This is a genomic window from Rhodospirillum sp. A1_3_36, from assembly GCF_047263945.1.
In the GTDB taxonomy this organism is placed as follows: domain Bacteria; phylum Pseudomonadota; class Alphaproteobacteria; order Rhodospirillales; family Rhodospirillaceae; genus Rhodospirillum.
This window is the reverse complement of record NZ_JBLAVB010000038.1, coordinates 1-20451: the sequence shown is the minus strand read 5'-3', so window position 1 is coordinate 20451 and position 20451 is coordinate 1. Positions and strand designations below refer to the sequence as shown.

The following is a 20451-nucleotide window of genomic DNA, read 5'->3' as shown; positions in this document are numbered from 1 at the left end:
CGCCGACGCGGAGGATGCGCCGGACCCGCAAGCCCTACCCAAGGAGATCGCCCCTCGGGAGACGCTGAAGACCAAGTTGGACGAGGCTTGCCAGCGGCTTGAGGCCGAAGCGCAGGCCGAGCATGAGGAAGCCAAGCGCGTTTATGAAGAGAAAAAGGCGGCCTATGACGCCAGAAGTGGGCGCAAGGGCTCCCCACCGAAGCCACCCGATGACGGTCCGGACTGACAGGGCTCCGCAGCCTGGAGAAGGTCAAAAGCGAATGGACCCTCGTCGCGCTGGCCTACAACTGTAAGAGAATGGCGAAGCTCAGCATGGCTTGAGGGGGGGCAACGCGCCCCTTGCTCCCCCCCTCCAGACCATGCCGACAGCAAAGGCCCAGAAAAAATTCTCAGACACACTGCTAGCTCATCTCATCAAAGTAAATTTGCAGGATTATCGGCTTAATGAGAAGCGATGACGCGGCGGAAGCAATGCAGCGGTAACCGAGAGTCAATTTGCTTGGCGCGCAAGTCTTTCTTCCTTCGTCGGCCGATGCGTCTCCCCGCAAAACGCGATCCGGACCTTCAAGGCAAGCCCTTTGCAGATTTGCGTTCTCCATGGGGCAGTCATGGAGGGTTTGATACAGGAAATAAGCGTTTAAAATTAAAAGTGCCGTATTTGTCAACACAAGAGTTTTGTTGTTAAAGAATAAATGGGCCCCTAACGAGACTGGGAAAGTCAGTATTCCAAAAGTGATGATAAGGATGGATTTCATCATGGATTTCGTGCACCGAGTTTAAAAACAAAATCAGCGCGATCCGTCGACGGATCGCGGCGGGTGGGCGTTTTCACGGTTCGAGTTGGGCGGTGATGGGTGTGGTCTTCAGGAGTGGAATGTCCTGCGCGAAAGATCCCGGGTGGTGACCGTCGAGATCGGTCGCGCGCTGGAGCGAGCCCTCTTTGTCACGCATCGGACCACGATGCCCATCCAATCCTTTCATACTCAACTCACCCTTGCGTCATCTCCTCCGACAAAATGCGCTGAAACACGGTGAAGACACTTAACACGATTCATTATGATTTTGAGTTATTTTTAGTTGATTTTAGTCAATGCGTTCACTAAGCTTAACGCTAGTCATAGAGTGTAAAGTTTCTTCCATAAATGTAGAATCATGGGATTGGCGTGAATGGATGAAAATAATATCTTTTCAGAAAAGAAGACAATTGTCATTTGGGGGGATACGCAAGTTGGGAAAACGTCCTGGCTTGCTTCGGCTATATATGGTTGTGAGAAACTTAAGTCTTTCATTGATATGGAAAGATCTGCGGAGAGCCTTACAAAGCTCATCTATCCGCATTGGCGTAATCTAACAATTGGAATGAACACGGAAGGAACGATCGAGGAAAAAATCGATGTATCATTGTATCTTAAGAGTGGTTTATGCCTTGAATTGAGGGATATCCGTGGGCGCCTCGTTCATGAGCTTGCCAACGATTCCATTCGGGAAAAGCTCCTTGCCGACATTGATGGAATTCTTTTCCTCGTTGAGTGGGACTCGCCGAACCTCGATCATCAGTTCACTGTCCTTTATTCCATTCTCCCTTTCGTGGCTTCCCTACCGTCGGGGTTGATTTTCACCAAATGCGAAAAGGGTCTGCGCGCCGAAGCCAAGGAGTGGTCGGCTTACACGAGCTGGTGGCGGGAATGGCCCAGAATACAGAGTCATGCCCGTGTCGTCGGTCCTTTTGGTGATAGGGCTTGGCCGGTGTCGGCCTTCGGCTATTGCAGGAACCTTGCGGCTCCGGATTTTCCCGCTGTCATTCTTGGAGAATTCGGAAACACAATGCCATTTGGGATTGATCCGCGAAATGTATCCGTTCCCTTGATCAGCATCATGCGCGAACTTGGTATCCAGTAATGGCGAAGGTTATTGGGCTTGCCACATGGCGGAAGAAGGGCGCTGGCGAGGACTTTACCTTGAACCAGGTTTTTGGCGCCATGCCACCGGAATCGGTTCAGTCCAAATCCGCCGCGCACCTGCAAGTCCATATCAATGGCGAATATAACCGGTCGATGGTTCTTTTTCGGCATGGGGAAACTTGGTTCATTCAATCCATGCATCGCGCCTCTGGCCTGGACGCCTCGGGACGTTTTTTGCACGAAGCGCATCTCGGAACGCTTGATGTCGTGACACCGTCGGCGGGATGGCTGATTGGTCTATTGGTCGCCGTGTATCGGTCAAACCAGTTGAAGGCCATGCGTCAGGAGGAAGGCTTCGCGTCGGTCAGCGAAGTCGTCGCGTCGGCGCAAGTGGGTGCTCTCGCACCGCTGTTGGAATTCATCATGGGGTGGGTTCCGTTCGCCCAGACGGACAAGCTGGAAAAAATGGCGTTTTTTCTGGAGGTTCTGGGGCCTGGGTTGATCGATTGGTTGGCCGTGTATCCCGGCCATACTCCGACCCGTCCCGCCGAAGGACTGGGTTTCGTTCTGAGCGACGGTTTCTGGGCGCCGTCCACCAAGGTGGAGGACTTCATTTCCGCCCATCCAGAGGTCGCGACCCTTGATTTGTCAGGACTGGTCCGGTTCGTGCCACCGGGTCGGGAGGCCGAACGCTTGATCATCGCCGCAGTGTCCCGGTTGGAGCAACGGGACGGGGAGGCTCTCTCCGGCGAGGCCATCGCTTGGGTCTGCGCCACGGCGACTGGGAAAGCGAACATGCTCGCCCATGGTCTGCCGGAAGAGCTTACGACGATGGCGAAGAACGACTTTCTGTCCGACGAGGATTTGAGGTCCACCGCGTCCCGTTTGCCCATGGAGGCCCTGGATTATATCGCGTCTCGCTGGTTCGGAACCGAGGGAGGGCTGGAACGTTTTTTCGCTTTGTTTGGCAACAGGTCTCCCGCCCATCTGGCTCGCCTGCTTCCTCCAGGGGCTCGGGCGGCGCTGGATGTTCTGCGTGGAGGGCAATGGTCTTCGGCCACGCATCTCGTACCCCATCTTCCGCTTCTGTTCGAAATGGGGCTGTTACCAAGCTCACTTCCCCCGGGGCCAACCTTGGTGTTGGTCATCGCCTTGCCGCCAGATATGGAAAATTTGGCGCTCATGCTGCTCGAAGTGGCGGGCTTCCCGCGCCCCGAGTTCGTCTGGGCTTTCCTGTCCGATCCGTCCTGGGTCACGCGGTGGCGGGCGCTCACTCCATCCGAGGAGGATACCGCTGCTCTTTCCATGGTAGCGAAAACCGCGCGCGATGCGGACGTGGATCTGGTGGCGCGTGTCATCACCGCCGTGATGGTTGGTTTCCCCCTTTCCTTGCTGGTGGACAGTGGCCTTTCAGACGCCGTGGTGGCTCTGCTGAGCCCCGACGCGGTACCCCCGCTACAACCGCCTCCGTCATGGCGTGACGACCTTGCCCCGTTGCTGTCTGGTCGCGTCGAACAGGAATGGTTCTGGCGCCGGTGGGAACCAAGCATGCCGCAGGCCATGGTGGATTGGCTTGGACGGGTCGCGTTGTCATCCGAAGGGCGTTCCCTCGCGGCGACCTTATCCTTGGCCTTGGATGATCGGATCACCCTGAACCCGGAACAGTCGAAGCGGTTGATTCCGGTGTTGCCGGAGTCCGTTCTGTATCAGCAGGTCATGCGACAGGCTTTCGCCGTCGGCGGCGAGACGGCGATCCGTCCGTTCTTGAGGGCGGCCAAGTTTCCCCCGGCGTTGGCCCGATGGTTGGAAGGGGAACTGTTGTCTCCCCTTCCAAACGGGCCCCCGCCAAGTTTGTCCGTCGACGCGATGATCGCTTTCCTTCCTTTGCTTCATCCAGTGAGGGACGTCGTTCGACCGCTTTTGGCGCGGGAGGAAGTCGATGCCGGGGAAAGGCGATTGATCGCCCCTCTTTTGGAGGCGTTGCGTCGCCTCTCCCCCATTCCCCCTCCGGTCCGCCCCAGTCGAATGGATGGACGCCGTCACTCCGAATTAATCGAAGCGCTCGCGACCTTACCGGGTTGGGCCCATTGGATGGAGGTTTCCGATGTCTAGCACCGCGTTGGAGCTTCCCGCTGGTTTGCGAGGAATCCTGGAAGGTACAGGCGATCACTTTGGTATAATCGACCTGCGATCAGTTCCTGTTCGGATACTGGAATGTCATTTCCGGAGTTGGTCACGGGCGGGAGTTTCCCTTGACGCGTCCTCGTTCGATGCTCTTGTCTCCGCCCCCACATTGCCCACGGTGATTCTGGTGAACGAGGGGGATGGGCCGGCGGCCGACCGGCTGGATCGGGACACCATGCTTGGCTTGGCGAGAATATACGAAGGAGCCGCCAGTCCACCGCGCCTGGTCACTTTTGACGGTCGTGGGGAAATTCAAGGGGCGGACGGATCCTCGTCTCCGTCGCATGCCGCCCCCCATATGGCGCAAAGTGTCAGTCTGGATATCACCATAAGGGGGAGCGGGGCGCCGTTGGTTCTCCGTGATCGGCTACTTCCCATCGCGCTTTCCGTCGAAGTCGACGATATTGGCCGGGAGTCCTGGATCGAGGTGGAAGCCAAAAGCCACGACGGACGGTTTGTTCCCCCCGCGGCCCGCTTTCGTGTTCTGCGGAAGGGGCGGAGCGCGCTCAGGCTGGATATTCGGCCGAATTCCCAAGGGGACAGTTGGACGGTGGGCGAAGTTGATGTCGCCACTGGCCAAGTAACGCCTCTCGCGCCCGTATCATCCCGGCCACCTCCCGCGTCCATTGATCGTCTCGCCGTGATTTTCGATCGAACCTGTCCCGATGAAGGCAAGTGGGGACGGGCTTGGGAAATCAGTCTTGGCATCGGGCGGATGCCGACGGGTGGTTTCCTGGCCGCCGATGAAGAGGGTGAGGGCGAGGAGATCCCACAGGCGGAGGTGAACAGCGAAATTCGGCGGACTCTCGGTCCGGCGATCACGCGAGCCCTTGGAGAAGACACGCCGGTTGATTGCTGGTGGTTCGCCGACCAAGGGGGAGATGGCGTCGTTTGTCCTCACACGGTGAATATGCCTGAACGCCCCTTTTCCGAGGTTGGCGCGGAAGCGTCTGGACATGTCGATCGGCTGGTTCAGAACCTTACGTGGGCACCGGGGCTGGATCTCTGGGATGCTCTTGACGAGGCACTGAACGCCGCTTCGATCCGTCTTGTCGACGAACGAGAAAATAATAAGGCGATCCTTATCGTCGGCAATTCGCCCCCAACCTTTCCGCGTGAACCGGACACACCGTTTTTTCAGGTTCGGAATGCCATGGGGCACTCCACCGCCGTCCGCCAGAAGACCTTCTGTTGGAAGGAGGCCTTGGATCGGTGTCGCGAGGCACGGATCCCCATTGTCTACCTTTTTCTCACGCATTCGGCCGCTCCCTTCGGGCTAGAGCGATCCTTCGACGTTTTTCGCCAGGTTCAAACGGAAGTGAGGCGGGCGCTGGATGCCTGCGGAATTCATGTGGTCGCCGAACCCGCGACGGAGGAAGGGCTTTTTCGTGGGATGAATACCGCCAAACGCCACTTAATGGAGCTGCGGGACTTGAGCGCAGTCAAGGTCACGATGGTATGACGAAAATGATGGAGAAAGAAGGGTTCGAGGATTGGCGCTACGCCCTTGGAGAGGGTGGGGCGCGGGGCCTGCTGAACGCGATCCTTGGTGACGCGGCTGCAGCGTCGGAGGGGGAACGACACGTTTGGATACGGCGGGTCACCTTCTTCGGGGATCTCTATCTGACTGCGGTTCAAAAGCGTGAATTCGCGGTGCTGGTAAGTCAGACGCAAGACGTCTCAAGCGAGGGGGTTGAAGTCGCGAGGGAGGAAAACAAAACTCTACGCGCCGCTCTTGCCCAGCGGCGGGAGGCCAATCCAGAGCGCGAGAAGGAAGAGAGAACAAAAGCTTCCCTGAGAGCCCAGGAAAACGCGCTGAGGATCGAGATCGCCCAATTGAAGGCCGAATTCTCGGACCTGAACGCCACCGCGTTGTCGAGTGGGGCGATGGAGTGAACTTATGAGCGAGACTTGGGCGGAAATCCTTTGGGATCGGCACCGGCGATCCCTCGGCGCGAAACTTGATGAAATCAAGCGGAGCAATGACGATCTGACACGGGAACTTCGCGCCTTGGACGGTCCTGTCGTGGACGACAGCGTCGCTGAACTTGAAGCAAGAGTTGAGCGGCTGACCAACGAGCGCGATCAGCTGTGTCAAGAAGTGAACCACCAACGGGATTTGTTGAGTGAACGTCGGGCGGCGTTGCGGGCGCGTTGCGAAAGTATTCTCTCTCTTCTCGCTTGCGAGGAAGATTTCGCTGTGATCGAGGATGCTTCATCTTTCTTGGGTATCCCTCTCATGGGGCTTTCTCCGGCGCAGGTCACGCAAATCCTGTCTTCCCACGGTGCCGAGATCGACCGGAGCCGGAAGGCTCTTTTGAACCAATTGAGGCAGGCGAGCAAACGCATTGAATCCGTTCAGGCTGAACAGACGCGGGTGAGCGAGCTTGAGCATCTGATCGAAGAACGCGGGGATCGCCTGGCGGATATATCGCGTGACTTGATTGAAGGAGCGCACGCCGTGGCGCCACCCGTTATCGAAGCCGTGACCCAGTTTCAGATCAGCGCGCTTACCCGTCTGCGCGACGACCTCCTAGACAAACTGAATGATGCGAGAGAAGAGGCGCGGCTCCGCTGGCGGCAGAGTTCACCCCTGGACGAGGTGATGTCATGAGTCCTCTTGATTCCCAAACCAATATCGCGACGGCCAGAGCCATGGTTGCGGATGAGGAGACGTCGCTCGCGGACTTGGTCGCCATTCACCGTCAATTGCAAGGCAGGTTGGATGCCTTACCCAAGGAAGTCGCCAATCCTGGCCTGAAGGAAATCGCTCGGGCCATTCGCGGTGTGCTTTGCCTTGGTCCTCTTCCTCTGAAGCTTGATGCGGTCAGAGCTCGAGGGGCCGATCGCTTCGAAGGTGAAATTCTGGGGCCAAGGTTGGACGGGGATCTGGCCACCTGGGTCGAAGCGGCGACCCAGGAAGCAAGCACGATTCTTCAAACGCTCGCTCGGCGAGAACAGGAGGCGGCCCTGCTGGACGCCCAGAATCAAACCCTTATGGCCTATCGCGACCTTCTCGACTGTCTGATGACAAGTCCCGACGGAGACACTAACCTATGAGCTGGACCGTGAATGGCGTCACCTATCACAATTATCAGCAGTACCAGACCGCGAAGGCCAATCAAGAGGCTGTTGCCCGGCAACGGCGCGCGGAAACCATGGCGCGGGAGGTGGAGCGACTGAAAGGGCAGATCCGCCAAAGGGAAACCCAATTGGCGGGCGTGAGCCAGGATCTGGAGCGGCAAACCCAAGAGGTTCAAGGGATGCGCCGGGATCTCTCTTCGCTTCGCCGGGTGCAAGCCGAGGCCGAGCAAGCGCGTCGGCAAATGGAGGAGCAGCACGCTCGGGACATGAGCGTCCTGCGCGTGGACCAAGCCCTGACGGCGGAGGCCATCGCTGACTTGGAGAGGATCCAAGAGCGCCACATGACGGAAACGCGTCACGCCTTCGACACCCTTTCCCAGGCCGTGGAGGAGGGCTTGGCAGAGGCCGAGCGTCGCCGACAAGAAGGGGAACGGCGGCTTCAGGAAAATATCGAACAGGTCGAGGAGCAGGTTCGAATGGAGCGGGAAGCTCGGCTCGCCAAATTGGAAAACGAGCTGGCTCGCGCGACGGAATTGGTGAACACCCTCGAGGCGGGTCTGGCTCGTCACGCAGATAGAATTTGCACTCTTAAGTTGCAGGAAAGCGAGCGCGCGATCACGGAGCGGTTGACGGAAGCCAGGGGGCTGATCGACCGGGGTGACGGGGAAGCGGCTTTGGCTGCCGCACACGCGGCGGCGGCGGATGTCCGGACCTTTGAAACAATGGTTTTATGGCGCCAAGCGGAATTGGATGCCGGGCGAAATTACGTTTCGGAAAGCATATCCTATCTTCTCTCCCTTGCCGACGATAAGCCAACCGCGCGGTATTTCGCTTCGGAACTGACCCGCGTGTTCGCCATCCTCGAGCGCCTCGGGCAGCGGTCGGAGAAAGGGTACGCCCAGTACGAACGCCTTGCGGTGGAGCAGGTTCGGGATGAGGAGATCCTTGATGACGTCCGCGCTGACATCCTGGGCATGGTTCAGACGGCCCCGATCTTCAAGGACATGGCCCGGGATAGAAAAGAGGCGACCGCCCGCGTCGTCCAACGGCTGGTGGAGTTGAATGGGCCGGCGGTGTCCATCGAACAGGCTCTCTCCGATCCGACGGACCTCAAGTCTCCGATGGTGACAACTTGTCGCTTTGGCCAAAGCACGGTGCTGATCACGAGTGATCTTGACGGCACGGTCACGCTTGATGGCTTCGGCTACGAAAGCAATAGCAGTTGTACCGAGCAGGGGCACGCGATGATGCAAGCCCTTGGGCTGGACGGGGCTGCGGTCGGGGAATCCCGCTATGACTCTGTGAACCGAAGCGAACCAAACACGGTGATTGCGGCGAAGGGGCAGGATTGGCGCCGGTTCGCGTCAAGCATCGCTCGCACGGAGGGTAAGCTGTGACCACCCACTCTCTGCCTCGGCTCGCGGAATACCTGGAAGCTCTTGGGCAATCCGGCGGAACGATCCTTGTGACGGGACATCGGGGACCATTTTACGCCGGATTGCGCCGTGTCCCCGCGCGTACCCTTTTGGAAGCTGTGGCGACGGGATTGGGGGAAGAGAAATATCGGGAAATCATTGTTCTGTCCGGACGGGGGGCGCATTTGCCCAAAGACGTTCGAGTGGGGCCCAATCTGACCGTGGGCATTCAGTTGCTGTCCTGGTACCTGCGCCCGCCCGTGGCAATCGAAGAGAAACCGTCCGCCACGCCGCCCGTTGATTCTGAGCATGGCCGGGATGATGACGATGACGATGACGATGACGATGATTTCCTTTCCTTCGATGAACTGAGCGTGTTCACCGCGCAACGTGGGAATCGTGTCCTGCAAAATCTGGAAGGTGTCGATTGGCGCAGCCGTCTTCATGACATTCTAAAGACGGTCGAACAAGCTTGCGGGTACCAATGGATCAATGGATCGGCCGAGCGCATGGCGGACGGCCCCAGGACGGGTACGGTCATCGTACTGGATGACACCCTTCTTACGCCCCCTCAGTTTCCTTTCGCCCCCGGAACCCAGCTCGAGCCCCAAAGCGCGGCGCTTCTTACGCGGCGTTTCGCGGTTCTTGGGAAGGAGGCGAAAAGGGCTGGGGTTTATTTGATCGTGCTCTCCGCATCGGAGGAGCGCGCCCAAGGATTGCGGGATGGGACGTTCTTCAGGGTCGCCCTGCACGATGGACAAGATGACTTCGGTGGTCGGGAGTACCTCAAGGCGATTGACGCAATGCCCGGCATTTCCTTGCCGGAGAGCAGGATCATTCCCTGGCCCACCGTGCCCGCCGACCGCCCTTTCGGAGAAAGGGTCGGGGAAGCGAATATGCCGCTTTACGACGCGTTACGCGGTCACCCGCCTCGGGAAATCCCCGATCCCATCGCTCGGATCGAAAAAATGGTGGGCATGGATCAGGTTGTACAACAGTTGCGTTCCCTCCAGCAGGGGCTGGAGATGGAAAAGCAACGTCGATTGAATGGTTTGACGACCCAACCTCCACGGCTCCACACCATTTTGCAGGGGCCCCCGGGTACGGGTAAAACCACCGTGGCGCGTGCACTGGGGGAAATATTTGCTGATCTTGGCATCTTGAGTGGTGGCTTCAAGGCGGTGAAACGGTCCGATCTCGTTGGATCCTATCTCGGTCACACGGAAGCCCGAACGCGCCAAATCTGTCAGGAAGCTCTGGGGGGGGTACTTTTCATCGACGAAGCGCACCAATTGGCGAGTGGTGGAGAGACGGATTTTGGTCGCCAAGCCATCCAGGAATTGATGTCCTGGATGTTGGATTATCAAGATCGCTTGGCGGTTGTTATCGCGGGTTATCCTAGTGAAATCAAAACGTTCCTTGATGTGGATCCCGGCCTCCCAAGCCGCTTCGCTAAAACGGTGACCCTGAACGACTACACCGATGATCAAGTCATCGAAATTCTTCGTCTTCAGGCTGCGGCAATGGATGATGTCCTCGAAGAGGCGGCCTTGCCCATTGCCCGAACCTTGATCACCAACCACAGAAGTCATTGCGAGGCAGCACGACAACCCTTCTCCAATGGTCGGGTTGCCGAGAACATCATTCGCGAAGCTCGCGTTGCCAGGGATAGTCGGCTCTTTGGAACTCGCCCGAACCGGGACGATTTGACAATCCTTAAGGCGGAGGACTTCGCGCATGTCCAGCTTGACGGTTGAATTGAGGCTCGGCCACCCGCTGGAGGACATCCATCCGACCCTGTCGAATGGCCCTGGCTGGCGGATTCCCTTCTGGACTCAGGGGTGTTCTCTTCGCTGCACGGCGCATTGCTTAAACCCAAATTTCCTCGAGCCCTCCGGCGGTTGGATACGGACCGTGGTCGACATTGTCGGCGCGATCCAAAACGTGATCGAGAACTCTCCCCATTCCGTGGAGGGCATTACCATGCTCGGTGGAGAACCGACCGATCAGGCGGAAGCGGTCACGTTCCTTTTTCGGGCGGTGCGATCCCTGGGATTGTCGACCTTCTTGTACTCGGGGATGTCTTTGGACCAGCTGTATCGGCGACATGGTGCCTTGCTTGCCGAGACCGATCTGGTCATGGACGGTCATTTCGATCCAAAGCGGTATTCGGAGACCGCGTCGTGGCGAGGCTCCGACAATCAGCGACTGCATTCAATGGGATCCCGATACGAAGGGGCGGAATTGGACGCGGCGTTCAGAAGGCAGGGGAAGTCCGCCTCGGTTCGCCTCGCACCGAACGGAGCCTTTTCCATCAGTGGTTTGCAATCCCCTAAGTCACTAGTGCACCGAAGCAGTCAAAAGGTTCATCAATCAGTGCGCTAGACCTGTGTTTATGCATCAACTTTCCAAATTTAGGCTGAAGCCAGCGTTCCTGCCGAAGTACTAGTCAACAAGCAGACGGTTCCCCCGGACCTTATCCCCGCGGAGATATAAATAATGGCAAATGAATCTAACGCTGCTCATTACTATCCGAGCATGAATACTAACAATCGTAACGTTATTATCGGGCCAATGAACGCTGGGAAGACGCTTCTTCTTTCTGTTTTGCAACTTGCGGCGGGAACTGGCGCCTACGACAGTTCTCTGAATGAAATCTCCGTGCGTCCCTCTTCCGGGGAGGACCCGATCACAAGGCTTTTTCAATCCGCGCGGACGGCTCTGATCCGAGGGGAGATTCCTATCGATGCGACCGCCGATACGGTCGATTTCAACTTCGAAATCGGTTTGAGGCCAAAGAGAAAGGGGATCTTGGGGAAGATCATCGCCAACATCGTGGGACAAGAAAGTACGCAACAATTTTCGATGCTGGATGGGCCTGGTGGAACGCTCTTTCAATCATCCAAGAATACTAAGAGTGCGGAAGTCGATACGGCGGAATTGACGCGATACAGAGAGGAACAATTGCAGCGCATTCGCGAAGCGACGGGCATAATTATCTGCGTCGATCCAACAGACAACGACGCTGCTATGACGTTCTTCTTGGACTTGCCCAGGTTTCTGGCGGATCTGAACGTAAGGCATTTGAGTGCCCAGAGAATTTCCTTCGCCTTGACCAAGGCCGACAGGCAGTATGGTGAAAGAGACGTTAACGCGGAGCGCAAATTACGTCAAACTTGCCCCGCTGAAAGCCTTACCAGGCTTCTTGGTCGGCAAAACCTCCGAATGTTGAGAACTTATCTGCCAAATAATACGGAAGTGGCCTGCTGTTGGACTTCCGTCTTTGGGTTCACCACCAAAGGGGCGCCCAATTTTGATCGACAAACGAATGGATTGGCGGTGAGGGCCAACGACGAAGCGATATCGGCCGTGGAAGCTCTTGACGAGTGGAGGCCTCATCAAGTTCTCGAACCGTTCCTTTATTTATCAGGAGGGCAGAAGATCAATATGATTCCCGTCCCATTGAACTAACCCACCTCGTGACCTGGGGGATGACGACGATGAGAATAGCGATCGCTGGTCCGATGAAAAGCGGAAAGACATCCTATGCGGCGTCTTTGACTCGGGCTTTCGCTGCGGATGAGTCTCGTCGAACAATTGTTGTTCGACCTAGAGCCGGAGATGCACGTGCTCAAAGGCTTTTGGACGAATCCGCCAATATTCTTCTTGGAAAGAGCATTGACGCGACGGAATCAGTCCATGGACTGGCGCTTAGCGTCAACCTACCAGGGTCACGGTTTTTTAACCTGGGTGCTGAAGCCTTGGAATTGACCATGGCGGATCCGCCGGGGGGGAACTGTCTTCCTCCTCCTCCTGATCGGCCGACACCCGAAATCGTAAATAATCTGGCGGAGGCGGATGGGGTTCTCCTGGTCATACCTGGAGACCCCAATATTCGCCCTCGGGATATCGGCAAGCGCCTCCGAATTCTCATGGACGACATCGCCGCGCGGCGCCGATCTTTGTACGGTCGTCCTGTTCCCATCCCAAGGGTGGCGATCTGTTTGACAATGGCCGAGCTCTTTTTGGCGCCAACCCTGCGTGGGGCTGGCGCCCTTGGGCGGTTGGAGGGACTGGATCCTCAACTCGTCGCGGAACACGCCCTTGGCGCCGAGGGAATTGCCGCAGTCAGGAATTCCGTCGCGACCGGAGGGGAATGGTACAGTCTTGTTTCCGTCTTTGGCTTTGAGCGGCGAACGGGGCGAGCCCAAGCGGTGTCGGACGGGAAGGGGGGGTGGACCGTCCCTTCGCATTTCCAGCCCCACGGTGACGACTGGTTGCCCTACAGACTTTATGAGCCGCTTGAGTTCTTGGCCCGGGGTGTATGCTGGAGAGATGGGATTCTTTCATGACCGTTCAATGTGAACAATTCATTTTCGGAAAGCTCGTCTCCAAGCCGGACGGGCCAATTATTCCTGGCGTCGAGCATGGATGTACGGGACTGTCATCGAATTTTCCGAAGGCGCTGGAGGCATTCTGTCACCCTTCCGTTCTGGGTTTGGGAAAAAGCGAAAACTTTAGTTGGCAAACCTATTATTGGCGTGAGGAGCGGGGCGGTATCGTGTCCGCTTACGTACCCGCCGGAGGGCAGGCTTGGCGTGTCGCCGGCAGGATCTATGGTCGGTCCGAACAGGGGGAGCACGAAAGCGCGGGGCGGGCTTTCGTCCAGGCTCATTTCATCGCGATCCCGGCGTCTTCCTGGCGGCCCGCGTTGGCGCCTTCATTGGAAAGGCATCTGTGGCCGGATGCCATGTTGACGCAAAACATGGATTTGCCGCCGCTCTTGATCGATGACGCACCTTATTTCTCTCAACCATTCCCGGATGACTGGCGGACCAACCCCATGCTTGAGAATCTTGTCCGTTCGTTGGTCTCTGGTCAGCCCGTGGGCATACAGGACCGTAATATGGATCAGATCGACGTTCTGAACCTGTTCTCTCAAGCCATGAGTTTGTTGCCCGCGCCTCTTTCCCAGCGTCTGGCTTTCGGAAGTCGCCTGGGAAGAACGGATGGGCAGGTCGCGTTGGCCCATGCCTGGGAGGTTGATTACCCGCATCGATACATTGGCGTAGCATGGAAGTCACCCCCCCCCGACGAAGATTGGGTGCAAGCGGATGCCTATTGGAAGCATCTCGTCAAATGCTTGCCGGACGGATTAACCTATGGAGAGCTTGAGGAGCGGATGGCGGAGCTGTGGCCAAGCTCGCCCGTACGTCCCATTCCCATTGATCGACCTTGGGACGCGGTGGCGCGCGATGTCCTGTCCAGGCTGGTCGATACGGGCCGTCTTTCAGCCTTGCGGGATTGGTTGGAGAGGCCAGTCGAGGTGCTTCCAAGCATGGCTTTCACATCCATGCGTCTGGATGTCTTGGATATCCTGGTCGACGTCTTTCCGGTGTCTTTGCCGTTGATGGAAAGTGTCGCGTCCTGGGAAGAGATGCGCGACTTGGATGGTCCCCCGTCATTCAAGGCTCTCAAGCGATTGTTGCTCTCGTACCGATTGACTCTTGATGAACTTGAATGCCTGGCGACGCTGGACCTTCACTCTTCACTCGCCGAGAAAGCGATCGACGCGCTTGAGGATTTGATCACGCAGGACAGGCATGCGGGGCCGTGGCTTTCGTGGGCAAGTCACGCCTCCCAGGATATGGATTGGGTGGTGACCTGGCGCTCCCAGACCATCGGCCTTTCGCGTTTGGCGCTGGCGGCGTTCGCCGCCGCCGCGTCCAGCGATATCAACGGTTCGCTACGAGAAGCGGAGGAATTGCTGGCGCGCTTACCTGATGCTCCCTTGGCGATGGCTCTTCGTAATCTGTACCAGGGCTATGGCTGGGAAAGCGATATCCAAATCCTGGTTCCCTTGTTTCGGGCCGTCGGACCTTCCGATATGACGGGCCTTCAAGGCCTTCTGGAGGCCTTCAAGCAACTTGATTCGGGAATGGCGATTTCCGTCGCCGAGCTCCTCATGAAGGCCCAATCAAAGGAATTCATGTGGGAGGCTCTTCTTCCAGGGAGATCCGGGGAGCCTTTCGCCGAACGGCTCGCCGACCATATTTCGAGGAACCCGGGCCATGAGGTGTCTCCAATCATGGCGGAGATCGTGGCCAGTCATTGGGCGCGCCTGTCGGCGAGCGTGAGGGGGGAGGCGGAAGCATGGATCTCGGGAATGGTTGGAGGAATTCATGGCGTCCTTTTAGGTCAAGGGAAGGTTCTTGAACCCGGTCCGCTCAATGGCTATGGGCCCAGCATGACGGAGGGGATGCATGTTCCCTTGGAGCGTACATGGACCCTTCTACGGCAATCGATGAACAAAAAGGACATTGCGTTCTTCGGCGCGGCTATCGTGCGGGACTTGAGGAAATTGGCTAAAGGGAGCTTGGCTGGCCTGCCGCCAGCCTTGGGTTATATTTACGAGGTTGCATATGGAGGGGGCGCCACTTGGCCGGTGCAAGCCAATGACGTGGATTGGAACCTGACGCGTGAAATTCTCTTCCATGGAAGAAATGCCGACCGGTTGGTCGATCAAATTAGAATGGTAACCGACCCTAGTACGGCACGGCGCCTGATTCAGATTCTCCCGACGGTTGGGTCCCATGAGGCTTCGGACTACAAGAAACGATTCCCCCTCTCTCCCAGTGTTGAATTAATTGCTTCGATGCTCGATGAAAGCCGGTACGGGGATGCCGAACTCCTCGCAAGGCATGGCCTGGATAAGGAAGAGTCGTGGCGACTATTGATGCCGACCTATTCTGGAAATCGGATCAATGAAAAGGAAGTAATGATTCTAGAATACATTGGTATTGCTGGAATTTTGAATTTGTCGAAAAGAAATTTTAAATTTCCGAATGGATTCCTTGATTCTATAAATGTAGATCAAATAAAATATCTGGATTGCAAGGAGGGAGAATCTCTTATTTCGAGCTCTGAGAGGTCAAGGTCATATAGGTTCCTGGAGAATTATCTCATTTATCGTGCCTCTTGTGACCCAAGAGTGTTGGACCGCGAAGTTCCAGGTGTTTTCGGTAACATCATTGGAAAGCTTTATCGCCCCTTCTCTTCAGAGATTGATCCGCAGGAGGAGAATGATCGGCGGGCTCGTTATATTCTTGGTGAACGTCGGCTATTAGATTTGAGGGAGCGGTGCAATGAAAGAAGACGTTCAGATAAAAAAAGAAAATAAAAGTGAATTATTCAGAGGTGTTGCGAGAATGATTGTGTCGAAGGCGTGTCGTGTTTTATCGAGTGGGTGCTGTTGTATGGGTTCGTAGCGAGATCTTTGAATTAATGGGGTGGGAATAGGCAGCATGGAATTCTTCCGGGATTTGAGAAGTCTCGCATTCTTTACGTTTCTGACGGGTGCGATCTGGTTGATCATGGAAGACCTCAGTCGATCTGAGGTGTTTTCGGGGCACCGGGTCATTGACCTTGATTTTGATCTCATAAAGGTCTTGATCGTTTCTATGATTGGACTCGGCTTCGCGATCCGGCCTCGTGTTGGGTGGCGGGGAGAATTTCTTGTGGCTGGTCAAGTGGTCGGAACATCGGCCATCGCTTTGTTTTGCCTTCCATCGGCAATGCTCATTATGTTATTCATTTCTTATATTCTTTCTCTCATATGGGCTGGCATGGGGTGGATTGGGTGGGCGGGGCTACTGCTTCTCGCCTCCGTCTTCACTCTCGCCCTTTGGGTTGCAGGTATCGCAGCCGTCATTTTCATATTCGGCCGCGAACCCTCTTGGCCAACCTTTTGGGGCGCGGCGATCGTTGTGTTGATCGTCTATGGGATTGGGAGTGCTGTCGCGGATCATTTTCATGCTCGCGGAAATGTATTGGCTTTTTCCCTGGTTTCCACCGTGTACCATTCCAGATCCTGGATCCCTGGCCCGGATGAAGTCGCGCGGCGGTTTCATGAGTTGCAGCGCCCCGTGGATAACGTGCTGGTTATCGCCACGATCACGAGTTCGGGCATTGGCATCATGGTCGGCGTGGCGGGTGGCCTTATCCTTCGCGCATTTCGGCAACAAGGTATGCGGCACTTGGGTCTTCGGGGACTCATTCCCATAGCTGCGGCTCCCTTACCCGATGATGCTCCTTGGCTGCTGCCCGGGCAAAAGATCGCAGTGACTCTTTTCCTGCTGACGCTGGCTGTTTCTCTGTTGTGGAACAAGGTTTTATAGGAGCGATTCAAATGAAGTCACTGAAGGGACCATCCGGCTTTGCCAGTCGACTCATTCGCCATATGAATTTCGAGGCCCATCTGATCCAGCACGGTTTGGTCAAGGCGGTCTCTGGTCGGCCGATGCTGTTTATATGGTTTGTCGCTCCGCTTTTTGGAATTCTCTGGTCTGTATTTTGGATTTTATACATTCCTCTTGTTGTGATTCTCGTATCCTTCTTGCCAATTTCCTATATTATTTCAGCGCGGGGCCAGTCGTGAACCTGCAGGTGGATCCCTTCTGGTTTCACGCGTTCCAATGCGTTGTCACGCGCATTGTCTCCTCCTCTTCGAAGGAGAGGACGGTGCCAGTGGAAGTGTGGCTTGGCCAAACGCTGATCATTGATACGGAAATATCCAACGACCTTGTTTTTCCGATCTATGTCGGGGAACTCCAAGAGTTCGAGCTTAACTTTCGGATCGCGGGTGAGTCGCGGATCTTTTCCTTCCTCTTAATGGATGCACCGGTCTCGTTGGACGCGGCGCGACCCGGTTCGGTCCGCCACTTCGCAGTGGACGGTCAGTCCAAATCCTGGATCCTGGCCAATGATGATGTCGAGGTTGTCATGCCGCGCGGTGAGGCGCGGGTAGGCCAAATGTATTCTTCGTATCAACGGGACGGCTCATGGAGCCAGTGTATTGAACGGGAAACCGAAGATCTAAGACTTATCGCGACGTTCAGGTTCGACCCTTCGGGTTCCAAGATGAGGGTGCGTTCCTCGGCGCCTCCTCCTCCCGTCGAGTTTGTCTTCATCGACAAGAATGGGTCGAATGTTCGAACTTTTCCCCTGAGTTTCGCCTATGTCACGGCTGGGTGGGTAGCCGAACTGACGGAGCCGGAGCGTCTTTTTCCCGGCGATTATGTCGCGATCGTCGCACCACCACAATTCAAGGTTGAGCAGTGGATCGAGGGGCATTGCGAGGCGGGGTGGACGTTCTGTAAGAATAGCATCATCCAAATCGGGACGAAACGAGCGGCTCCTTCTTCTAGGCACATTGACGTCTTGGATAATTTAAGGGATCGGAGCATGGCCGGTGGCGCGCCTCCCGGCTTGGCTTTTGTGCTCTCCTCTCTTACTGTCCGGGAACAAATCTCCTGTATCGGCAACTGGCCCGTGATCGAAGCGATCTTGGCCATGGGGTGGGGAGGCGGTGCCGCTCCTCAGGCCAATGGTCTTGCCTTGGCCAGGACGCCAGGCCCGGTGCTTCATGCCGTCCATTCCCTTTTGAGGATTGTCATTGAGTCCGGAAATGAGAAAGCGGCGGCCGCCGCCGTTAAACAGGGTGTGCCAGCCCTCCTCAGACATGGACATTTGGCCTTGGCTTCTGCGGACCGGGCGGAACTCGTTGGTATCGCGGCCGCGGCGCGCTCCTGGAAGGATAGCGCGGTGTCGACTCCGTCCCAGTTGTCGCGAACCTTGGCGAATGATCGCGTGACCAAAGGATGGAGGGCGTGGGACCCCTTGGGTTGGGGTGTCGACTGGGAAGGTGATGGTTACCACAATTACCTGTGGAAACTACGGAAGTATGTGTTGGATACGGAGATCCTTGGGAATGCTCCGTGCTTTTACCGCTTGAAAATTCCGCCCAATGAGGTTTCGCGCCACGCTGACGTGGCAAGTAAATTAGCTCGCGTTGGTGTTCTGCGAAACGCGGACAAACTCTTCCCGAATAACTCCAAGGCCGCCAAGGATCTACGCGCGGCTTTGAAAATCCATGATGCCATTTGGAACAAAAAGGATTCCTTTGATCCGCGATTGGCCCACGACGCTGTGAAGAAATGCGATGCATTTCGAGCAACGGTGGCGGAGAACCTGGGGGAACTATCGCGAATCAGGTCTGAATTTGACGTGAATGATGGCCAGCTTGTGGAGATGGAAAAGGCCTCCCAAGAATTTCTTGATAATATAACGGGAGAGGCTGCGGATAAGCTGTTGTTTAGGTTTGTTGAATTAAAGTGTAATCCACCATCGGTTGTTTCGGAACATATTATTATTCTTCAGTGGGCCATTGAATATGTCGAGTCATTGAGGAGTAAAGAACGTGAGGTGATTGTTCAGGTGCATGAATGGCTAAAGGAGTTACTTTGTTCGCGCGAAGTTCCTTTGTTTCCTCTTGCGGGGACGCATTCATTCTCTCCTTCCTCTAGTGAGGGTATCGCCCATCTTGACGTGTCCGGTGCAATGTCCCACTTGCGAACGAATGGTGCGGTCGTCGTTTTCCTTCGAGAGCGGGGGGTAAGCCCGTTGTTTCGGAGTGGCTCTTTGGATGAACGGCGCGACCAGATTTTGGCGGCCTTGGGTCGAGTTCGACAAGGGATAGCTACTGGATTAAGGGAGGCGCTGGACGAAATCGATGCGCGGAAGAACGACCTTCTTGACGGGTATGCGTTGGCGGATCTCATGACATGGGCGAACGAAGCGGTAAGCCTTCTTCCTTGGCGGGATAAAGAAGCCCAATCGACCCTGGAAGAACTGGAAGCGTTGTTTTCAAGTGACAGGCCCGATGCCAAGGAATGTCTCTTGCGAGCCTACCGTGTAGAGGAGTTGGTGCATAAGGTCCAATCGGACGCCCACATATGGACCGAGGCGCGGAAGGGATGGCATCGGAACCTCGACGCGTTCCTGCCAACGTCCAACGCGGAGCTTCTGGACGCTATTGAGCTTCTTGTGCTTCATGAGATCCAGGAGACCTCGGAGTCGGTCGCGCATGAGATCGACCAGATCCACGAGAATATCGAGAGCATGCGCTCCATAGATGGGAACGCTTTTCCTCGGGGGGCGGATGGTGACCTGAGTGTCGAACCTCCCGCTTATGTTAGAGATGCGTTCCTAGCCATCATGGAACTGGACCAGCGCTTCAAATTACGCGATGCCGCCTCTCGGCATTTGGAGCAACGTGTCAACGCCTTCATGGATTGCATGTCTCTCGGCCTCTCGGACGAGAGCGTAGGGGTCCTACGGCAAGGGGGGCAGGTCTATCGTCGGCATTTCCCTGACGCTTTGGAGGGAGATGTGGCATCCTGGATCCGAGAACTGAGAACGGTGATTGATCTGCGTGACCGAACCATGGGGTCGCAACTTCGCTCTATTGGCATGGCGATTCCAAGCCTGGAAAGTGTTGAACTCCGAAATATCTTGGCGCAGGCCCATGGCCATTCGGAAGAAATGGACAAAGGGAGATACGATCCATCGAAATTGGCGGACGTGACGACCGTATTTGAGAGACTTGATCATAAATTGGTTGAATTCAACGGGCGAGCTGGCCTTGCGCAAACGGTGGAACATGCGTTCCTAACGCGGATTGGTATTATTTTGAAAGATCCCTCCTGTCTGCCGTCCGACCTTATGCCAACGAGAGAAGAGAGGATGTATCTTTCATCAGCTATTAAATGGACTGATCGTTTAAAGGACTATCTGAACTCCCCTTCCGCGAACGGTGGCGTCGATCACGTAAGCCGTGTTGAGGCTGTGATATGTCGTTTGACCTGCCATGGGGATCTCCCTTCGGAATGAAAAGGAGGGGAGAGGTGTCCCCCCTTGTTTGGAGAGCTTGGCGGCTTTGTTAAGCTGTTCCCGGTTTGATGATCATGCCGCCAGCGCCGCATCCATCCCCCTGTCCGGGGCATGCCCCGGACAGGGGGATGGCGCGA

The 20451-nt window shown here is 56.2% G+C and carries 16 protein-coding genes and 1 pseudogene; 16 read left to right on the top strand and 1 reads right to left on the bottom strand.

Annotated elements, in window-relative coordinates; translation table 11 throughout:
* Positions 1 to 220: pseudogene (locus tag ACLIRY_RS25740) on the top strand (IS5/IS1182 family transposase); the annotation flags it as partial.
* Between the two features lie 181 nt (positions 221 to 401).
* Here ACLIRY_RS25740 and ACLIRY_RS25735 read toward each other — a convergent pair.
* Entirely contained in the window at positions 402 to 758 is a 357-nt protein-coding gene (locus ACLIRY_RS25735; RefSeq protein ID WP_413208289.1) for a hypothetical protein, read from the bottom strand.
* Positions 759 to 1167: 409 nt separating this feature from the next.
* Here ACLIRY_RS25735 and ACLIRY_RS25730 point away from each other — a divergent pair, with 409 nt between their 5' ends.
* The 15 genes from ACLIRY_RS25730 to ACLIRY_RS25660 all read left to right on the top strand — a co-directional run bounded on the left by ACLIRY_RS25730 (position 1168) and on the right by ACLIRY_RS25660 (position 20314).
* Positions 1168 to 1899: a hypothetical protein gene (locus tag ACLIRY_RS25730; RefSeq protein WP_413208288.1), complete on the top strand. Its 732-nt coding sequence runs from the start codon at positions 1168 to 1170 to the stop codon at positions 1897 to 1899.
* A complete protein-coding gene (locus tag ACLIRY_RS25725; RefSeq protein WP_413208287.1) occupies positions 1899 to 4013 on the top strand; it encodes a hypothetical protein in 2115 nt (704 codons plus the stop codon). Before ACLIRY_RS25730 ends, ACLIRY_RS25725 begins: the two co-directional genes overlap by 1 nt.
* A 181-nt stretch (positions 4014 to 4194) precedes the next feature.
* The gene (locus ACLIRY_RS25720) at positions 4195 to 5547 is read left to right on the top strand and encodes a hypothetical protein (protein WP_413208286.1); all 1353 of its coding nucleotides are present in this window, start codon (positions 4195 to 4197) and stop codon (positions 5545 to 5547) included.
* 5 nt (positions 5548 to 5552) lie between these two features.
* Complete coding sequence (locus tag ACLIRY_RS25715; protein WP_413208285.1) at positions 5553 to 5981, top strand: hypothetical protein; 429 nt, start codon at positions 5553 to 5555, stop codon at positions 5979 to 5981.
* 4 nt (positions 5982 to 5985) lie between these two features.
* Positions 5986 to 6699, top strand: coding sequence for a hypothetical protein (locus ACLIRY_RS25710; protein ID WP_413208284.1), 714 nt, complete (start codon positions 5986 to 5988; stop codon positions 6697 to 6699).
* A complete protein-coding gene (locus ACLIRY_RS25705) occupies positions 6696 to 7145 on the top strand; it encodes a hypothetical protein (protein ID WP_413208283.1) in 450 nt (149 codons plus the stop codon). The genes ACLIRY_RS25710 and ACLIRY_RS25705 overlap by 4 nt, the downstream gene beginning before the upstream one ends.
* A complete protein-coding gene (locus tag ACLIRY_RS25700; RefSeq protein ID WP_413208282.1) occupies positions 7142 to 8566 on the top strand; it encodes a hypothetical protein in 1425 nt (474 codons plus the stop codon). Before ACLIRY_RS25705 ends, ACLIRY_RS25700 begins: the two co-directional genes overlap by 4 nt.
* Entirely contained in the window at positions 8563 to 10341 is a 1779-nt protein-coding gene (locus ACLIRY_RS25695) for an AAA family ATPase (protein ID WP_413208281.1), read from the top strand. Before ACLIRY_RS25700 ends, ACLIRY_RS25695 begins: the two co-directional genes overlap by 4 nt.
* Positions 10322 to 10969: a 4Fe-4S cluster-binding domain-containing protein gene (locus ACLIRY_RS25690; protein ID WP_413208280.1), complete on the top strand. Its 648-nt coding sequence runs from the start codon at positions 10322 to 10324 to the stop codon at positions 10967 to 10969. Before ACLIRY_RS25695 ends, ACLIRY_RS25690 begins: the two co-directional genes overlap by 20 nt.
* A gap of 114 nt (positions 10970 to 11083) precedes the next feature.
* A complete protein-coding gene (locus ACLIRY_RS25685; RefSeq protein ID WP_413208279.1) occupies positions 11084 to 12055 on the top strand; it encodes a hypothetical protein in 972 nt (323 codons plus the stop codon).
* A 302-nt stretch (positions 12056 to 12357) separates the two neighbouring features.
* Positions 12358 to 12936: a hypothetical protein gene (locus tag ACLIRY_RS25680; protein WP_413208278.1), complete on the top strand. Its 579-nt coding sequence runs from the start codon at positions 12358 to 12360 to the stop codon at positions 12934 to 12936.
* A complete protein-coding gene (locus ACLIRY_RS25675) occupies positions 12933 to 15764 on the top strand; it encodes a hypothetical protein (protein WP_413208277.1) in 2832 nt (943 codons plus the stop codon). The genes ACLIRY_RS25680 and ACLIRY_RS25675 overlap by 4 nt, the downstream gene beginning before the upstream one ends.
* A gap of 124 nt (positions 15765 to 15888) precedes the next feature.
* The gene (locus ACLIRY_RS25670; RefSeq protein WP_413208276.1) at positions 15889 to 16761 is read left to right on the top strand and encodes a hypothetical protein; all 873 of its coding nucleotides are present in this window, start codon (positions 15889 to 15891) and stop codon (positions 16759 to 16761) included.
* An 11-nt stretch (positions 16762 to 16772) separates the two neighbouring features.
* Positions 16773 to 17021, top strand: coding sequence for a hypothetical protein (locus ACLIRY_RS25665; protein WP_413208275.1), 249 nt, complete (start codon positions 16773 to 16775; stop codon positions 17019 to 17021).
* 83 nt (positions 17022 to 17104) lie between these two features.
* Positions 17105 to 20314, top strand: a complete 3210-nt coding sequence (locus tag ACLIRY_RS25660) for a hypothetical protein (protein WP_413208274.1) — start codon at positions 17105 to 17107, stop codon at positions 20312 to 20314.
* Positions 20315 to 20451 lie beyond the last annotated feature (137 nt).